The sequence below is a fragment of the uncultured Sphingomonas sp. genome (assembly GCF_913776855.1).
In the GTDB taxonomy this organism is placed as follows: domain Bacteria; phylum Pseudomonadota; class Alphaproteobacteria; order Sphingomonadales; family Sphingomonadaceae; genus Sphingomonas.
Genome location: NZ_CAJYQD010000039.1, coordinates 102,166 through 117,629, shown reverse-complemented (window position 1 = coordinate 117,629; position 15,464 = coordinate 102,166). Strand labels below are relative to the sequence as shown.

The window sequence follows — 15,464 nt, the reverse complement described above, 5'->3', positions numbered from 1 at the left end:
ACGGTGACGCCATGCGGAATATTCACCCATGACGATCGAGGCGCTGATTGCCCGCTATGGCCTCGGCGCGCTGTTGCTCGGCGCCGGGATCGAGGGGGAGACGGTCGTGGTCCTCGGCGGGATTATGGTGCAGCGCGGCGTGCTGCCCTATGTCGGGGCGATCCTGGCCGCCGCGATCGGGTCGTTCATCGCCGATCAGCTATTCTTCGCGGCCGGCCGGCGGTTCCGCGACCATCCCCGTGTCTGCCGCTGGAGCGGGAAGCCGGCCTTTGCCCGTGCGCTGTCGACGTTCGAGCGGCATCCCACGCTGTTCGTCTTCGCCTTCCGTTTTCTCTACGGCCTGCGAACCGTCAGCCCGGTGGCGATCGGCACGACGCGACTGCCACTGTCGCGCTTTGTCGTGCTGAACGGTGCGGCGGCGCTCGTGTGGGCGGCGACGTTCGTGTCGATCGGCTATTGGTTCGGGCATGGGCTAAGCGCGCTGATCGGCCGATGGCTGCCGTCTTGGCAGGTGCTGGCCGGCGGCGGGGTCGCGATCCTGCTGCTGGGCGGGCTGGCCTGGTGGTGGCGGCAACGGACTTAGATGCGCCCCGTGCCGGGGAGGGCCGCGGAACTATTCTCCCTTGCGACCGAGTTTCTCGACCCGTGCGATCACCTCTTCGCACACCGCTGGCGACACGAACTTCGCGATCGACCCGCCATACATCGCGATCTCCTTGACCAGCCGCGATGCGATCGGCTGCAGCGAGACATCCGCCATCAGGAAGACCGTTTCGATCCGGTCGTTCAGCTGCTGGTTCATACCCGCCATCTGATATTCATATTCGAAATCGGCGACCGCGCGCAGGCCCCGCACGATAACGCTCGCGCCCTGCCGCTCAGCAAAGGTCATCAGCAGCGCATCGAACGCCACGACCTGAATATCGCCGCCGACCTCCGCCACCTCGCGCTCGACCATGGCAAGGCGTTCGCCGAGCGTGAACATCGGCGATTTCGACGGGTTGGTCGTGACGCCGATCACCAGCCGGTCGACCAGTTTCGCGCCGCGGCGAATGATGTCCATATGCCCGCGCGTGATCGGATCGAAGGTGCCGGGGTAAACGCCGATCCTCACCGGTCGCGCTCCAGCACATAGCGGGCGATCGCGCGAAGCAGGTCGGCTTCATGGCCAAAGTCGCGCAGATGCTCGATCGACTGGTCGACCAGCAACCGTGCCTGTTCGCGCGCACGATCGAGGCCGAGCAGCGAGAGAAAGGTTTCCTTGCCCGCTTCGCCATCCTTGCGCAGCGCCTTGCCGACCGCCGCCTCGTCACCCTCGACATCGAGGATGTCGTCGGCGATCTGGAAGGCGAGGCCGATGTCGCGGGCATAGCCGCGCAGCGAGGTGCGCTGGTCGGCGGGAATGCGGCCGAGGATCGCGCCCGCCTCGACCGAGCAGGCGATCAGCGCGCCGGTCTTCATCGCCTGCAACCGGGTGACGGTGTTCAGGTCGAAGCTGGTGTCCTCCGCCTCCAGGTCCATCGCCTGTCCACCCGCCATGCCCGACGGGCCGGAGGCGTGGGCGAGGTCGGCGATCAGTTCGATGCGGACATGCGGATCGGGATGGGTCGCCTCGTGCGACAGGATTTCGAATGCCAGTGCGTGGAGGCAATCGCCTGCAAGGATCGCGGTTGCCTCGTCATACGCCTTATGCACCGTTGGCTTGCCGCGGCGCATGTCGTCATCATCCATCGCGGGCAGGTCGTCATGGATCAGGCTGTAGACATGGATGCATTCGATCGCGAGCGACGCACGGGCGGCCCGGATACGCTCGACATTGAACAGTCGGGCGGTGGCGAATACCAGCAGCGGCCGCAACCTTTTGCCCCCGCCGATCGCAGCATGGCGCATGGCGCGGTAGAGGTTCGCGCGTGGATCGCCGGGTACGGGGAGCAGCGCGTCGAACTGGCGATCCATCTCGGCCGAGATTTCGCGAAGGGCGGCGTTCAGCGACACCGGCGGCGCGACGGTCGCCATTATTGCGCGTCGAACGGCTGGGTGGTGGCGCGTCCTTCGGCATCGACGCGGATCGCCTCGATCCGGGCCTGCGCCGCATCGAGCCGTGCGGCGCATTGCGCGCGGAGCAGGTCGCCACGGGCATAGAGGTCGATCGCGGTCTGCAGGTCTTCCTGACCCGTTTCCAGCCGGCTGACGATGGTTTCGAGCTCGCGCAGCGCGTCTTCGAAGGACAGGGTGGAAACATCGCGTTCGTCGGACATGGGCGATGCTATGGGGCAGGGGGCGGGGCGATTGCAACCGGGGTAAGCCGGTTGTTGTGGATTAAGAGCGCGATCGACCCATGGGCGCGGCAGCTGCTGGAATAATCATGCTCGACGGTGCTTCCTGCCTGATTGTAACGTTCTGGCATAGCAATCGCGCCGACAGTATAGCTGTCGTGGAGGTGCCGTGTGAGTGTCGATTTCTACGTTGCAATGCCCGCCGCCAATTGGCCGACCGCAGCTGTGGTACAGCAGTGCATGACGGATCGTGGCTTTCCGGTAGCGATCAAACGGTTTCCTGCACTGGATAGCGCGGGCGTCGTGCACGACGGGATGTTGGTGGCGATCGATGGCAACGACGCGTATTTGCAGGGAGAACTGGCCCCGGCTTCGCTGATGCCGGAGGATGTCAAGATCGTGAATGATTCTCTATCGAAGGTCTCCGCCTCAGAACGGATTACCGGTAAGGATGCGTTCCTGAGCATTCGGATCAGCACGCCGAATGAGATGCGGGCTACTGCTTATGTCATCTCGGCGCTGGTTGTATGCTTCGATGGGTTTGCCTTCGAACCACAAGGCAACACCTTTGGGCGGAAAGATTTCGCTGAAACGCTCATTCGCGGTTCGGAGGCGCTCAAAGGGTTATAGTAGCATAGTTCTGCGCGTGGCGGCTTGTCCGCCCAGAACTGGGGCGCTCGATCATTCATACCTGAGGTATTTCATAATCGCATTCCACGCCGGCTGCTTTGCCGCCACGCCAACCGTATGCAGCGGGCTGCTCGACGGCAGGGCCAGCGTCTCGATCCCATGCACCAGCGTTTGCCCTGCCTTCGCCGCCGTGCGGCCATTGAACGCCACCAATTTGAGTTCCGGCAGGGTTGCGATCAGCGCCGCCACGTCATTCGCGGTGGCGTCGCGGATTGCTGCGTCGCTGCTGCCGGGCCGGGTCGCGCTCTGCACCACGTCCCACAGGCCGATCCCTGCCGCCTTCAGCGCCGCCAGCTTTTCGCAATAATCGAGCGCGGGCAGATCGACCTCGACCACCGGTGACAGCAGCCGCCAGAACTGGTTCTGCGGATGCGCATAATAGCGCCCCGCCGCCAGCGATGCATCGCCCGGCAGGCTGCCGAGGATCAACGCCCGTGTCGACAGGTCGACAACTGGCGGGAAGGACGCCTTGCGGCTCACACCGCCTGGCCCGCTGCCCAGCCGCTCGACCACGCCCATTGGAAATTATAGCCGCCGAGCCAGCCGGTCACATCGACCGCCTCGCCGATGACGTGTAGGCCGGGCAGGTGCTTGGCCGCCATCGTCTTCTGGTTGAGGCCATCGGTCGCGACCCCGCCGACGGTGACTTCGGCCTTGGCGAAGCCTTCGGTGCCGTTGGGATGGAATTGCCAGCCGCGCAATCGCTGCTCGATCGTGGCCAGCGTCGCGTCGCGCTGATTGCCAAGTTCGCCGGGGCAGTCGAACTTCACCGCCAGCGCCTCGGCCAGCCGGTCGGGCAGCGCCGAACCCAGCGCAGAGCGGAGCCCGATCCGCGGGCGACTGCGCTTCAACTCGGTCAGCCAGTCGGGGGCGCGGTCGGGGACGAAATCGATCGTCACCGGCTCGCGGTGGCGCCAATAGGACGATGCCTGCAGGATTGCCGGACCCGACAGGCCGCGATGGGTGAACAGCGCCGCCTCGCGAAACGTCGCCTTGCCCGCACCGGCCACGACCTCGGTCGCGACGCCCGACAATTCGCGGAACAGCGCGTCCTCGGGCGGCAGGGTCAGCGGCACCAGCGCCGGGCGCGGCTCGACCAGTTTCAGCCCGAACCGCTTGGCAAGGTCATAGGCGAAGCCGGTCGCGCCGAGCTTCGGGATCGATGGCCCGCCGGTCGCGATCACCAGCGATGGCGCGGTGAGCGTGCGGTCGCCATGGACGACGGTGAAGGTCGCATCGGCATGGGTGACATCGCGGATCGGCTGGCCCAGCGCGATCTCGGCACCTGCCGCCTCGTCCAGCAGCATCGCCACGATCTGTCGCGCCGATCCATCACAGAACAGCTGGCCGAGCGTCTTCTCGTGCCACGCGATGCCGTGTGCATCGACCAGTGCGATGAAATCCTGCGCGGTGTAGCGGCCCAGCGCCGAGCGCGCGAATTGCGGATTGGCCGAGACATAGCGGTCCCAGGTCGCCCCGACATTGGTGAAGTTGCAGCGTCCGCCGCCGGAGATGACGATCTTGCGCCCCGGCTCCGGCGCATGGTCGACCACGACCACGCGCCTGCCGCGCCGGGCGGCGATCCCGGCGCAGAACAACCCTGCACCGCCCGCGCCGAGGATGATGACGTCATGACTGGCCATCCGCCGCCCTTCGCATGGCAGAGGGGCGGCGGAAAGGGGTCAGCCGCGCACCACCAGCTTCACCAGCTGCCCCGGCACCAGCCGCGCGCCGTCTTCCATCCCGTTCAACGTCAGGAACCGGTCCCGCTGGAAATCGGAATAGGCCATCTGGCGGGCGAGTGAATCGATCGTGTCGCCGGCCTTTACCGTCACGATGCGGATGCGCTTGCCGGTGATCGCGTTCGCCTCGGCCTGGGTCAGCGTGCCGAAGCTGTCGAGCAGCGGTTCGAACGGTCCCACACCACGCCCGGCCGGAGTGACGATCTGGAAATAATAGGTGGCCGAGGGGTAGCGGTAGGCGACGATGGTCAAGTCGACCGCCTGGTTGTTGGCATTGGCGCGGACCGTCGCGATCGCCGCGTCGGTGCCGTTGATTCGCGTCGTCTGCGGCTCCGGCGCGTTCTGCGCGCCCAGTGCCGCCAGCCGCTGCCGCACGACGCTGGCGGGATCGCCTGCCGGCCCCATGCGGAACTCGGCCTGTCCGCCCTGGCCCGCGATCGTCACCGCGTCCGTGCCGTTCTGCAGAGCATAGCCGGTGGGCGCGGTGAAGCGGACGCGCAGGCCGGGATGCTTGAAGGTTGACCCGTCGATCACCCCCTGCGCGGGATCGTCGTCATAGCGCAGCCCGTCGAGCATCCGCAGATAGGTCGTGTCCTGCGCCGGCTGAGTCGTGGCACCACCCGCCTGCTGCGCGAGCGCGCGGGCGCGCTTTACCCGGTCGGCACCGTTGGGATGGGTACTCATCCATGTCGGGACGGCATTGCCGCCACGCCCGCTGGTCTGCGCGGCCAATGCCTGCGCCTCGTTCAGCTGAATCAGCGCATCGGCCATGCCGGACGGTGCATAGCCGGCGGCGGTGGCGTAGCGCACGCCGAACTGATCGGCCTGATATTCCTGATTGCGGCTGTACGACAGGGTGTAGAGCTGTGACCCGGCGCCGGCGATCCGCCCGACCAGATCGCTGCCGGTCACCGCGCCCAGCAGCGCCGCGCCGATCGATCCGATGCTCGATCGGGTGTTGCGCGAGTTGCTGTGCCGCGCGGCGACGTGGCCGACCTCATGCCCCATGACCGCCGCCAACTCCGCCTCGCTGTTCATCAGCGCCAGAAGCTGCCGCGTGATATAGACATAGCCGCCGGGGATGGCGAAGGCGTTCTCGACCGGCGAATTGAGCAGCGCGACGGTGAAGTCGCCGCTGGCGTTCGACAGGCCGGACTGGACCGCCACCTTCTTGCCGACCCGCTCGACATAGGCGGACTGTGGCCCGGAATATTTGCCGCCATATTGCGCGAGCAGCTGCGGATTGGCCTGTGCGCCCTGATTGCGATCGCTCTGCGAAATGGCGCGGGTCTGGGCGCCGACCGGAGCGGTAATCGTCGCGGCAGTCAGCAGCGCGGCGGTCCAAAGGCGTGTCGTCATCATCTCGTCCCCGTTTGTCCTCGGTCGGAATACGTTGCGATACGACAACGGTTCCGTCGCTCAGCTGAACAACTCTCCCTGCGCCCCGGCGGGCGGGCGGAACAGGTCGCAGCGCAGCCGGGGATGACCAGCGTTCAGGCCGTGCCGGCGGCACGCGATTGCGAAGCGGGTGGCAAGCAATTGTCCCCACACGCCTTGCCCCCGCATCCGCGAATGAAACGCCGGATCGTTGTCGCGCCCGCCGCGCAGCGACTGGACGATCGCCATGACCTTGCCCGCCCGCTCGGGGAAATAGGCTTCCAGCCATGCGCGAAACAGCGGGGCGACTTCATACGGCAGGCGCACCGGCAGGAAATAGGCGCCCCGCGCCCCGGCCTCGGCCGCTCGTTCGATCAGCCGTTCGACCTCATGGTCGGTGATCGCCGGAATCACCGGAGAGATCGACACGAACACCGGCACCCCCGCCGCCGCCAGCGCCGCCACCGCAGCGAGCCGCTTTTCCGGATGCGGCGCGCGCGGCTCCAGCGTGCGGGCGATCATCGGATCGAGCGACGTCACCGACAGGGTGACGCTGACCAGCCCCTTCGCCGCCATCGGCACCAGCAGGTCGATGTCGCGCACGACCCGGTCGGACTTGGTGGTGATCGTCAGCGGGTGGTTCGTTTCCGCGAGTACGCCGATACAATCGCGCGTGATCCGCCAGTCGCGCTCGATCGGCTGATAGGGATCGGTGTTGGTCCCCATCGCGACCGGCTTCGCGATATAACCGGGTTTCGCCAGCTCCGCGCGCAAGAGCACCGCCGCATCGCGCTTAGCGAACAGCTTCGTCTCGAAATCCAGCCCCGGCGACAGGTCGTGAAAGGCATGGGTCGGCCGCGCGAAACAATAGATGCAGCCATGCTCGCAGCCGCGATACGGATTGATGCTGCGGTCGAACGGGATGTCGGGTGAGGCATTGCGCGACAGGATCGTGCGCGGCCGTTCGATCGCCACGCTGGTACGCAGCACCGGTTCCGCGCCATCGACCGTCTCTCGCCAGTCGAGCCAGTCGCCATCCGCCTCCTGCGCAGGCAGCGCGAAGCGGTTGCTCGTGACGTTGGTCGTCGCTCCTCTGGCAGGAAGATTTCGCATTGCCCTACGCTATCGAATCGTTCAGAACGAAGCAAGAACATCAGGGAGGCGATATGGCGCGGCTGAACTATCTGGAACTGCCGGTCACGGCGACGGAACCGGCAAAGTCATTCTATGCGTCGGTGATGGGGTGGGCGTTCACCGACTATGGTCCGGACTATGCCGCGACGACGACGGGCGATACCGATCTGGGGCTGGACGCCGACACCGCGCTCACGACGCTGCTGCCGGTGATCGAGGTCGACGATCTGGAGGCGACACAGGCTGCGGTCGAGGCGGCGGGGGGTACCGTCGTCCAGCCAATCTTCGCCTTTCCCGGCGGCCGGCGGTTCCATTTCCGCGATCCTGACGGACATGTGCTGGCAGCGATGGTCGCGGAATGACCTTGTCGGCTGCCCCGGAGCGGCGATAGGTTCCTGGCGGGGTAATCAGGGGGGCTATCGATGATCGGAGCATTGATCTGGGCAGCTGTGGCACTGGCCGCGCCCGAGGGCCCCGTGCTGGACCTGCGGCAGCCCGGCAACGTCGTCACCGCCTTGCAGGCGGCGGGCTACAAGGCCGAGTTGAAGATCAACAAGGCGGGCGAGCCGTATATCCTGAGTGGCGTCAATGGCGGGTCTTTCACGATCGAATTCTATGGCTGCGAAGGGCTGAAGGACTGTGGTTCCTTCCAGTTCGCGTCGTGGTACAAGAAGGACCCGCTCTATACCGCCGCACTGACCAATGAATGGAACGCTACGAAGCGGTTCCTGAAAGTCGGCGTCGATTCGGATGGCGACCTGCGCGAGTTCCTCGATGCCACGGCTGTCGGCGGCATGACGCAGGCGCAGTTCGCCGACCTGGTCGATTGGTATGCCGAGATGGACAGCGATTTCGCCAAGTTTCTCGACGCGAAGCGTGAGGCGGCAAAGGCGAAACCGGCAAGGAAATAGGCTCAGGGCAGGGCAGGCGATCCATTCGCGGCAACTGTCCGCTTCAGCCCGCCGTTACCGCTCCAGCAGGCGCGGCATCAGCTCGACGAAGTTGCAGGGGCGGTGGCGGATGTCGAGCTGTTCCCGCAGGATGCCGTCCCACCCGTCCTTCACCGCGCCGGTCGATCCGGGCAGGGCAAAGATATAGGTGCCCCGCGCGACGCAGGCGGTGGCGCGCGACTGGATGGTGGAGGTGCCGATCTTGGCATAGCTTTGCCAGCGGAACAGTTCGCCGAATCCGGGGATCAGCTTGGTCGCGACCCGCTCGATCGCTTCGGGGGTCACGTCGCGCCCGGTGACGCCGGTGCCCCCGGTGGTGATGACGCAATCGATCCTGTCATCGTCGATCCAGCCGTGCAGCCGCGCGACGATGACATCGATGTCGTCGCGTACGATCGCCCGGTCGGCCAGGATATGGCCGGCATCCTCCAGTCGGGCGACCAGCGTGTCGCCCGAACGATCCTCCGCCAGCCCGCGCGTGTCCGATACCGTCAGCACTGCGATCCGAACGGCCACGAACGGCCGGCTGTCGTCAATTGGCATCGGCCACCCGCGTCTGCCCCGCACCCTTCACGCGCACGGCGGCGGCACCGGGCAGGCCGGGGAATTTCGGCCACATCCCCTGCGCCAGCGCGGCGCGGCTCGCCGACGCCTTGCCCGCCTGCTTCTCATACATCCAATAGTTGCGCAGCACGGTCATCACGTAGCCGCGCGTTTCCCAATAGGGGATCGATTCGATGTAGAGCAGCGGGTCGCCGCCGTCCTTCAGCTGGACGTTCCACGCTTCGACCGGGGTCGGTCCGGCGTTATAGGCGGCGATGACCTTGGGCAGCAGGCCGCCGGTGAACGGCCGGTCGCGCAACTGCTCCAGATAGCTCTGGCCGACCGCCATGTTCACCTGCGGCTTGGACAGCGCTGATTTTTCGAGGTTCAGGCCATGCGCGCGCGCATAATCGGTCAGCGCGCCGGGGCGGATCTGCATCAGGCCGGTCGCACCCGCCGGACTGACCACACCGGCGTCGAAGCGCGATTCCTGCAGCGTGTGGGCGAACACCAGCGCCTTGTCGACGCGCCAGCCACCGTCCGGCGTCCAGTCGGGCGCGGGATAGCGTGCCTCGACCAGCGGACGCGCGCCCTGCGGCCCATTGTGCGACAGCCACAGCTGTGTCGCGGGCAGGTTCAGATTGCCGCACAGCCGGGTCAGCGCGGCATAATCCCCCGCGCCGCCGATCCGCGCCTGGTGGCGCAGCAGCTTGTCGGCCAGCGCGCCTTCGCCGATCTCGGTCAGGGCGGCGGCGACCTTGACGTTCGACCGTCGCTCCAGCGCACGCCAGTCGTCGGTTACCGGAGCGCGGGCGCCGGCATCGGCCCCCTCGACCAGGCCCAGCGCCTGCCGGGCAAGCAGCCCGTAATAGGTTTCACCATATTGCGCGGCGGTCTGCAGCCGCGCCTGTACCAGGTCGGGGCGGCCGCAGGCGATATCGGCACGCGTCGCCCAATAGAGGCCGGCCGAGCGCAGTTCGGTATCGCCGGCGCGCTGCGCGACGCTGGCGAAAGCAGCCTGTGCCGCCGCGCAGTCCTGCTGCCGCCACGCGGCAAGCCCCTGCGTCCAGTCGGCCTGCGCGGTCCAGTCGCCTTCGCCCTGCTGCGCGACGGCGGCGAGGCGGCGGGCATTGGCATCGTCGCCGGCCACGAAATAGATCCATGCGACCCGCCCGCGCATCTCGGTCAGCGCCTCGGGCGTCAGGTCGGCGGCGCGGGTCGCGATCAACGCTTCGGCGGCAACGCCGTCATCGGCCTTCACATAGGGCTTCATCGCGTCGAGCAGCTGTGCGGCGGCGGCATCGCTGCGCGCGGCCTTCGCCCGGACACGCACCGGGGCGGCATCGAACCACACCAGCCGCTGCGGCGTCGGCAACTCGGGCAGGGCGGTCGCCCCGCGCAGCTTTGCGATGCGGGCAAGGTCCGGCGCCTGGGGCAGGTCGGGCGCTTCGCCCAGTACCGCCATCAGCTGCGGCAGCTCGACCTTGGGCGATCCCTTGGCGGTATAGAGTTCGGCGCGGGCGACGGCATGGAGGGGTCCCGGCTTCATCGCGTCGAGCCTGAGCTGGGCATCGGCCCAGCGCTGCCCACGGATCGCGGCGAAGACCTGGGTATAGGCGTCGCGATCCTCGGGCGATAATTGCGGGGGGACGCGCGCTTCGGCGACGGAGATGGCCGTGCCGTGGGTCGGCGAATCATCGGCATGGGCGGTGGTGGGAAGGGCGGGCAATAGCAGCGCCGCGAACACGAGTGGGTTGAGCTTCACGCGGTCGGTTCCCTGATAAGCAACTGCAGGTGCCGCCATGTCTCCGCCTTGGCCAGGGGCCGCTCCAACAGGAAGCGCGGGTGGAACGTGGCGATCGTGGGACAGGCTATGCCGTCATGGTTAAGGGTGCGTAAACCGCCGCGCTGGCCGTCAACGCCGAGCATGGCGCGGCACGGCTCTGCGCCGAACAGCAGCAGCCGCTGCGGCGCGACCAGCGTGACGAGGCGGCGGGCAAGGTCGTCCAGCGTCGCCTGCGCCTCCGCAGGTATCCGGCCGGTCGATGTTCGGGCATGGGCGATGCCGGCGATGACGACGCTTTCGCGCACTTCCCCGATCGCCGCCAGCATCCGGTCGAGCAGAACGCCGACCGGGCCGGTCATCCAGCCATTCTCCACCGAATCGTCCGCCTCGGGCAGGTCGGTCAGGATCATCAGCGACGGATTTTTTTGTGGGGACACCGGCACGCGCGTGGCGTTCCATCCGGCCTCCGGCGCTGCAGCGCCCATCCGCCATGCGACAAAGGCGTCGAGCGTGTCGGGCGGCAGGTCGGCGGCGGGCGCAGACGTTACGGCAAGCGGGCGGGGGGCAGGCGCGGGGGCCGCGAACCAGTCACGCAGTTCGTCCTCGACCAGCGTGTCGACGCCGGCGTCGCTCCACCATTCCAGCGCGCTGGCCGCCGCTTCATGCCACTGAATATGTTGGTCCGCCCCCATGTCGCCCTTAAGGCACTGGGTTGACCTCCCCGTCAATCTGCCCAAATCGTTGGCAAGGACAGGGCGTGGCCGTCACGCGACGACATGGGGCGGCTGGCCCGCAGAGGAAGAAATGATGAGCGAACGGGAATCGATGCCCTATGACGTCGTGATCGTCGGCGCGGGGCCGGCCGGCCTGTCCGCGGCGATCCGGCTGAAGCAGATGGCGGCCGACAGCGGCGAGGAACTGGCGGTCTGCGTGCTGGAAAAGGGGTCGGAGGTCGGCGCCCACATCCTGTCGGGCGCGGTGTTCGATCCGCGCGCGATGGACGAGCTGCTGCCCGAATGGCGTGACCTGGGCTGCCCGATGGCGGAAGTGCCGGTGACCGAGAATCATCACTGGCTGTTGTCGGAAACCGGCAGCAGCGAGGTATCGCACCGCATCCTGCCGCCGTTCATGCAGAACAAGGGCACCTATACCGGCTCGCTCGGCAATATGTGCCGCTGGCTGGCCGAACAGGCCGAGGGGCTGGGAGTCGAGATTTTCCCCGGCTTCGCGGCGGCGGAAGTCCTCTATCATGAGGACGGTTCGGTGAAGGGCGTCGCGACCGGCGACATGGGCATTGCCCGCGACGGCACGCGCAAGCCCGACTGGCAGCCGGGCCTCGAACTCCACGCCAAATACACCTTCTTTGCCGAAGGGGTGCGCGGGCATCTGTCGAAACAGATCATCCGCACCTTCGACCTGGCGAAGGACAGCCAGCCGCAGGTCTATGGCCTCGGCATCAAGGAACTCTGGGACATCCCGGCGGAAAACCACGTTCCTGGCCGCGTGATCCATACCCAGGGCTGGCCGCTCAGCGAAACGCGCGGAAGCAATGGCGGCGGGTTCCTGTATCATCAGGCGAACGGACAGGTGGCACTGGGCTTCGTCACCTGGCTGAACTATTCCAACCCCTATCTGTCGCCGTTCCAGGAAATGCAGCGTTGGAAGACGCACCCGGCGATCGCCGCGATCCTGAAGGGCGGCAAGCGCGTGTCGTACGGTGCGCGCGCGATCAACGACGGCGGGTGGCAGTCGGTGCCGAAGCTGACCTTCCCCGGCGGCGTGCTGGTCGGCTGTTCGGCGGGCTTCCTGAACGTGCCGCGGATCAAGGGCATCCATACCGCGATGAAGTCCGGCATGATGGCCGCCGAGGCCGCTTTTGCCGCCGTGCGCGACGGCCGTTCGGGCGATGAACTCACCGCCTATACCGCTGCGTATGAAGCAAGCTGGGTCTATGAGGAACTGCGCACGGTCCGCAACGTCGTGCCGCTGGTCAAGAAATATGGCGATTTCGTCGGGTCGGGCATCGCCAATGCGACGATGTGGGCGGAACATTGGGGCATCCGGATGCCCTTCACGCTCGGCCACCATCCCGATCACGAAAGCCTGTGGCGCAAGGATCAGGTGAAGCCGATCGCCTATCCCAAGCCCGATGGCGTATTGAGCTTCGACCGGCTGTCCTCGGTGTTCCTGTCGAATACCAACCATGAGGAGGATCAGCCGGTCCACCTGACGTTGAAGGACCCCGACGTCCCGGTCGCATACGACCTGCCGCTCTATGACGAACCTGCGCAACGATACTGCCCGGCGGGCGTATATGAGATCGTGGGGGCAGAAACCGACGCGCCGAAGTTCGTCATCAACGCGCAGAACTGCGTCCACTGCAAGACATGCGACATCAAGGACCCGACGCAGAACATCAACTGGGTCGTGCCGGAAGGCGGCGGAGGACCGAATTATCCGAACATGTAGCCTGGGGATCGTCGTGGCGGCGCTGGTGGCGGCACCGGCGTCGGCGGCAACCACCGTGCCTGCCGCTCCGCTGACCGCCGCCCCCCTGACTGCATACGTCCAGGCGCGTGCTGCCGATGCGGACGGGCAGGTCACCGCCGCCGCGCGCGACTATGCGCTGGCGCTGGCCGCGCAACCCGCCGATCCGGTGATCGCAGTGCGGGCGTTGCGACAGGCGTTGGCGGCGGGCGACCTGCCGCTTGCCCGCCGCGCCGGTGCGGTATTGCGCGCAGCCGACGTCGCGCCGCCCGATCTCGACTTGCTTGTGTTCAGCGATGCGGTAATCGCCCGTGACGCGGTGGCGCAGCGTGCCGCGCTCGACCGGCTGGCCGGATCGCCGCTCGGCTTCCTCAGTCCCCTACTTGCCGGCTGGGTCGACCTGCCCGCGCCGGAGGTTGCGGGCGACGGCGGGGCGATCCCGCGCCGCTATGCCGCCGAAAATGCCGCGCTGCGCCTGCTCGCGACCGGCAGGATGGCGGAGGGTGTCGCCGCCACCCGCGCGCTCCTGTCCGCGACCGGCGGCGATGCCGATTTCCGTCTGAACGCCGCACAGTTCCTCGCGCGTGGTGGCGAACGCGACACCGCTCGCGCCCTGCTCAGCGGCGACGATCCGGTGCTGGCGCGTGCTGCCGAAACGCTGGGACGCGGGAGCAAGGGCGACGCCCGGTTCGGAGTGTCGCGGCTGTTCGCGCGGATGGCGGGCGACCTGTCGGCGGAGGGGACGGAGGCGCTGGCGATCATGCTCAGCCGATCGGCGCTGCTGCTCGACCCCGGCTATTCCCGCGCCCGGATCGCGCTTGCCGATGCGCTGGCCCGCGACGATGCGGTGGCAGAGGCGCGGGCGACGCTCGCGCAGATTCCGTCGGGCGATCCCTTTGCCGGCAGTGCGAATGCGCTGGGCATCGTCATCCTGCAACGTTCGGGCGATCTCCCCGGTGCGCTCGCACTGGCGCGCGAACAGGCCACGCGCCGCGATGCGCCGACCGCCAGCCTGCGCCGCTATGCCGATCTGCTGCTCGAATCGGACCAGCCCGCCGAAGCGGCACAGGTCTATGCACGCGCACTGGAGAAGGCCGGTCCGACGGCGGACTGGACGCTCTACCTGCAACGCGGCGCGGCATTGGACCGGATGGGCGACTGGGCCGGTGCGCTGCCGATGCTGCGCCGCGCGGTCGAACTCGCGCCGCAGGAGCCGGCCGCGCTCAATTATCTCGGCTATGCCCAGGTCGATCGCGGTGAGAATGTCGCGGAGGCGACGCGGATGCTGGAGCGCGCCCATGCCCTTGCGCCCAAGGACCCGGCCATCGCCGATTCGCTCGGCTGGGCACGGTTTCGTGCCGGCAACCTGGTCGCCGCGCTGCCGTTGATCGAGGGCGCGGTGCGGCAAGCGCCCGACGATGTGGAGATCAACGAACATCTCGGCGATCTCTATTGGGCGGCGGGCCGCCGGGTCGAGGCACGCTATGCCTGGAATGCGGCGGCGGTGTCCGCCAGCGGTCCCGATGCGGCGCGGCTGGCCTCAAGGCTTGCGAACGGGCCGCCTTCGTCGCATCGCTGACCCCGATGATCGTCGAACCCGCGCCCGCCAAGCTGAACCTCGCGCTGCACGTCCGTGCCCGGCGCGACGACGGCTATCACGAACTGGAAACGCTGTTCGTGTTCGTCCGCGATGGCGATACCGTCCGCCTGACACCGGCGGAGCGGGACGGTTTCGCCATCATCGGTCCGTTCGCGAACGGGCTGACCGGGGAAGGCGACAACCTCGTCACCCGCGCCCGCGACGCGTTTCGCTGCGCGTTCGGCATGGGCGACCCTTTGTCGATCGTCCTCGACAAGCATCTGCCGGTCGCATCGGGCATCGGTGGCGGATCGGCCGATGCCGCGGCGACGCTGCGTGGCATGGCGCAGCTGGCTGGGCTATCGCCCGCCGATCCGGCGCTGATGGCGATCGCGGCGGACCTTGGGTCGGATGTGCCTGCCTGTCTGGCCGGGCGGACGATGATCGGGCGCGGGCGGGGCGAGCAGCTGAGCCCGATCGAGGTGCCGCCGCTGCCGGTGCTGCTGGTCAATCCCGGAGTGGGCGTGTCGACCGCCGCCGTCTTTGCCGCATGGGACCGTACCGATCGCGGGCCGTTGCCGGATGGCGATGCGCTGGCCATCGCGCTGGACGGGCGCAACGACCTCGAACCGCCGGCACGCGCGCTGGCCCCGGCAATCGATACGGTGCTGGCAATGCTGGAAAAGGCAGACGGTGTTCGACTGGCGCGCATGTCGGGGTCGGGTGCGACCTGTTTCGCGCTGTTCGATCGGACGGAGGACTGTCAGACTGCAGCCACCGCGATCCGGGCAGCCCGGCCCGACTGGTGGTGTCTCGAAACGGCACTCGCGTGACAGTCGACCGTCCCGCTTCGATCCAACGGGATGCCGCCGCCGCTGGGGCGACCGGTTGGCGCGATGC

The 15,464-nt window shown here is 67.5% G+C and carries 17 protein-coding genes; 7 read left to right on the top strand and 10 right to left on the bottom strand.

The genetic code is table 11. From position 1 onward, the window contains the following. Positions 1-28 precede the first annotated feature (28 nt). Complete coding sequence (locus QZ755_RS12360; protein WP_294323237.1) at positions 29-583, top strand: DedA family protein; 555 nt, start codon at positions 29-31, stop codon at positions 581-583. A gap of 30 nt (positions 584-613) precedes the next feature. Here QZ755_RS12360 and coaD read toward each other — a convergent pair whose 3' ends face one another. Genes coaD through QZ755_RS12345 form a run of 3 tightly spaced genes read right to left on the bottom strand, consistent with a single transcriptional unit; the run spans position 614 to position 2,258 of the window. Then, positions 614-1,114 carry a pantetheine-phosphate adenylyltransferase gene (gene coaD / locus QZ755_RS12355; protein WP_294323235.1) on the bottom strand — a complete coding sequence of 167 codons (501 nt, stop codon included), beginning with the start codon at positions 1,112-1,114 and terminating at the stop codon, positions 614-616. Beyond that, positions 1,111-2,016 (bottom strand): farnesyl diphosphate synthase, encoded by a 906-nt coding sequence (locus QZ755_RS12350; protein WP_294323233.1) that lies wholly within the window; start codon positions 2,014-2,016, stop codon positions 1,111-1,113. The genes coaD and QZ755_RS12350 overlap by 4 nt, the downstream gene beginning before the upstream one ends. Next, the gene (locus QZ755_RS12345; protein WP_055755721.1) at positions 2,016-2,258 is read right to left on the bottom strand and encodes an exodeoxyribonuclease VII small subunit; all 243 of its coding nucleotides are present in this window, start codon (positions 2,256-2,258) and stop codon (positions 2,016-2,018) included. The genes QZ755_RS12350 and QZ755_RS12345 overlap by 1 nt, the downstream gene beginning before the upstream one ends. Positions 2,259-2,447: 189 nt before the next feature. Between QZ755_RS12345 and QZ755_RS12340 the strand changes: the two genes are divergently transcribed. Next, positions 2,448-2,906 (top strand): hypothetical protein, encoded by a 459-nt coding sequence (locus QZ755_RS12340; RefSeq protein ID WP_294323229.1) that lies wholly within the window; start codon positions 2,448-2,450, stop codon positions 2,904-2,906. Between the two features lie 51 nt (positions 2,907-2,957). On the opposite strand, the gene QZ755_RS12335 is transcribed toward QZ755_RS12340, so the two are convergent. The 4 genes from QZ755_RS12335 to QZ755_RS12320 are packed head-to-tail and all read right to left on the bottom strand — an operon-like array spanning position 2,958 to position 7,198. Continuing rightward, positions 2,958-3,479 (bottom strand): DNA-deoxyinosine glycosylase, encoded by a 522-nt coding sequence (locus QZ755_RS12335; protein ID WP_294323228.1) that lies wholly within the window; start codon positions 3,477-3,479, stop codon positions 2,958-2,960. Beyond that, positions 3,443-4,609: an NAD(P)/FAD-dependent oxidoreductase gene (locus QZ755_RS12330; RefSeq protein WP_294323227.1), complete on the bottom strand. Its 1,167-nt coding sequence runs from the start codon at positions 4,607-4,609 to the stop codon at positions 3,443-3,445. The genes QZ755_RS12335 and QZ755_RS12330 overlap by 37 nt, the downstream gene beginning before the upstream one ends. A 39-nt stretch (positions 4,610-4,648) precedes the next feature. Then, entirely contained in the window at positions 4,649-6,067 is a 1,419-nt protein-coding gene (locus QZ755_RS12325; protein WP_294323226.1) for a M48 family metalloprotease, read from the bottom strand. 60 nt (positions 6,068-6,127) lie between these two features. Then, a complete protein-coding gene (locus QZ755_RS12320) occupies positions 6,128-7,198 on the bottom strand; it encodes a PA0069 family radical SAM protein (protein ID WP_294323225.1) in 1,071 nt (356 codons plus the stop codon). Positions 7,199-7,251: 53 nt separating this feature from the next. Between QZ755_RS12320 and QZ755_RS12315 the strand changes: the two genes are divergently transcribed. After that, complete coding sequence (locus QZ755_RS12315; protein ID WP_294323224.1) at positions 7,252-7,581, top strand: VOC family protein; 330 nt, start codon at positions 7,252-7,254, stop codon at positions 7,579-7,581. Positions 7,582-7,641: 60 nt separating this feature from the next. Next, complete coding sequence (locus tag QZ755_RS12310; protein WP_294323223.1) at positions 7,642-8,130, top strand: YbjN domain-containing protein; 489 nt, start codon at positions 7,642-7,644, stop codon at positions 8,128-8,130. A 54-nt stretch (positions 8,131-8,184) separates the two neighbouring features. On the opposite strand, the gene moaB is transcribed toward QZ755_RS12310, so the two are convergent. From moaB to QZ755_RS12295, 3 genes are read right to left on the bottom strand one after another with little or no spacing between them, the layout of a single operon-like run. Further along, positions 8,185-8,712 carry a molybdenum cofactor biosynthesis protein B gene (moaB, locus tag QZ755_RS12305; RefSeq protein WP_294323222.1) on the bottom strand — a complete coding sequence of 176 codons (528 nt, stop codon included), beginning with the start codon at positions 8,710-8,712 and terminating at the stop codon, positions 8,185-8,187. Continuing rightward, a complete protein-coding gene (locus QZ755_RS12300) occupies positions 8,702-10,477 on the bottom strand; it encodes a lytic transglycosylase domain-containing protein (RefSeq protein WP_294323221.1) in 1,776 nt (591 codons plus the stop codon). Before QZ755_RS12300 ends, moaB begins: the two co-directional genes overlap by 11 nt. Beyond that, the gene (locus tag QZ755_RS12295; protein WP_294323220.1) at positions 10,474-11,190 is read right to left on the bottom strand and encodes a uracil-DNA glycosylase family protein; all 717 of its coding nucleotides are present in this window, start codon (positions 11,188-11,190) and stop codon (positions 10,474-10,476) included. The genes QZ755_RS12300 and QZ755_RS12295 overlap by 4 nt, the downstream gene beginning before the upstream one ends. A gap of 115 nt (positions 11,191-11,305) precedes the next feature. Between QZ755_RS12295 and QZ755_RS12290 the strand changes: the two genes are divergently transcribed. Genes QZ755_RS12290 through QZ755_RS12280 form a run of 3 tightly spaced genes read left to right on the top strand, consistent with a single transcriptional unit; the run spans position 11,306 to position 15,397 of the window. Next, on the top strand, positions 11,306-12,967 hold the full coding sequence (locus QZ755_RS12290; RefSeq protein ID WP_294323219.1) for an electron transfer flavoprotein-ubiquinone oxidoreductase: 1,662 nt from the start codon (positions 11,306-11,308) through the stop codon (positions 12,965-12,967). A gap of 13 nt (positions 12,968-12,980) precedes the next feature. Beyond that, the gene (locus QZ755_RS12285; protein ID WP_294323218.1) at positions 12,981-14,564 is read left to right on the top strand and encodes a tetratricopeptide repeat protein; all 1,584 of its coding nucleotides are present in this window, start codon (positions 12,981-12,983) and stop codon (positions 14,562-14,564) included. A gap of 5 nt (positions 14,565-14,569) precedes the next feature. Further along, positions 14,570-15,397, top strand: a complete 828-nt coding sequence (locus QZ755_RS12280; RefSeq protein WP_294323217.1) for a 4-(cytidine 5'-diphospho)-2-C-methyl-D-erythritol kinase — start codon at positions 14,570-14,572, stop codon at positions 15,395-15,397. Positions 15,398-15,464 lie beyond the last annotated feature (67 nt).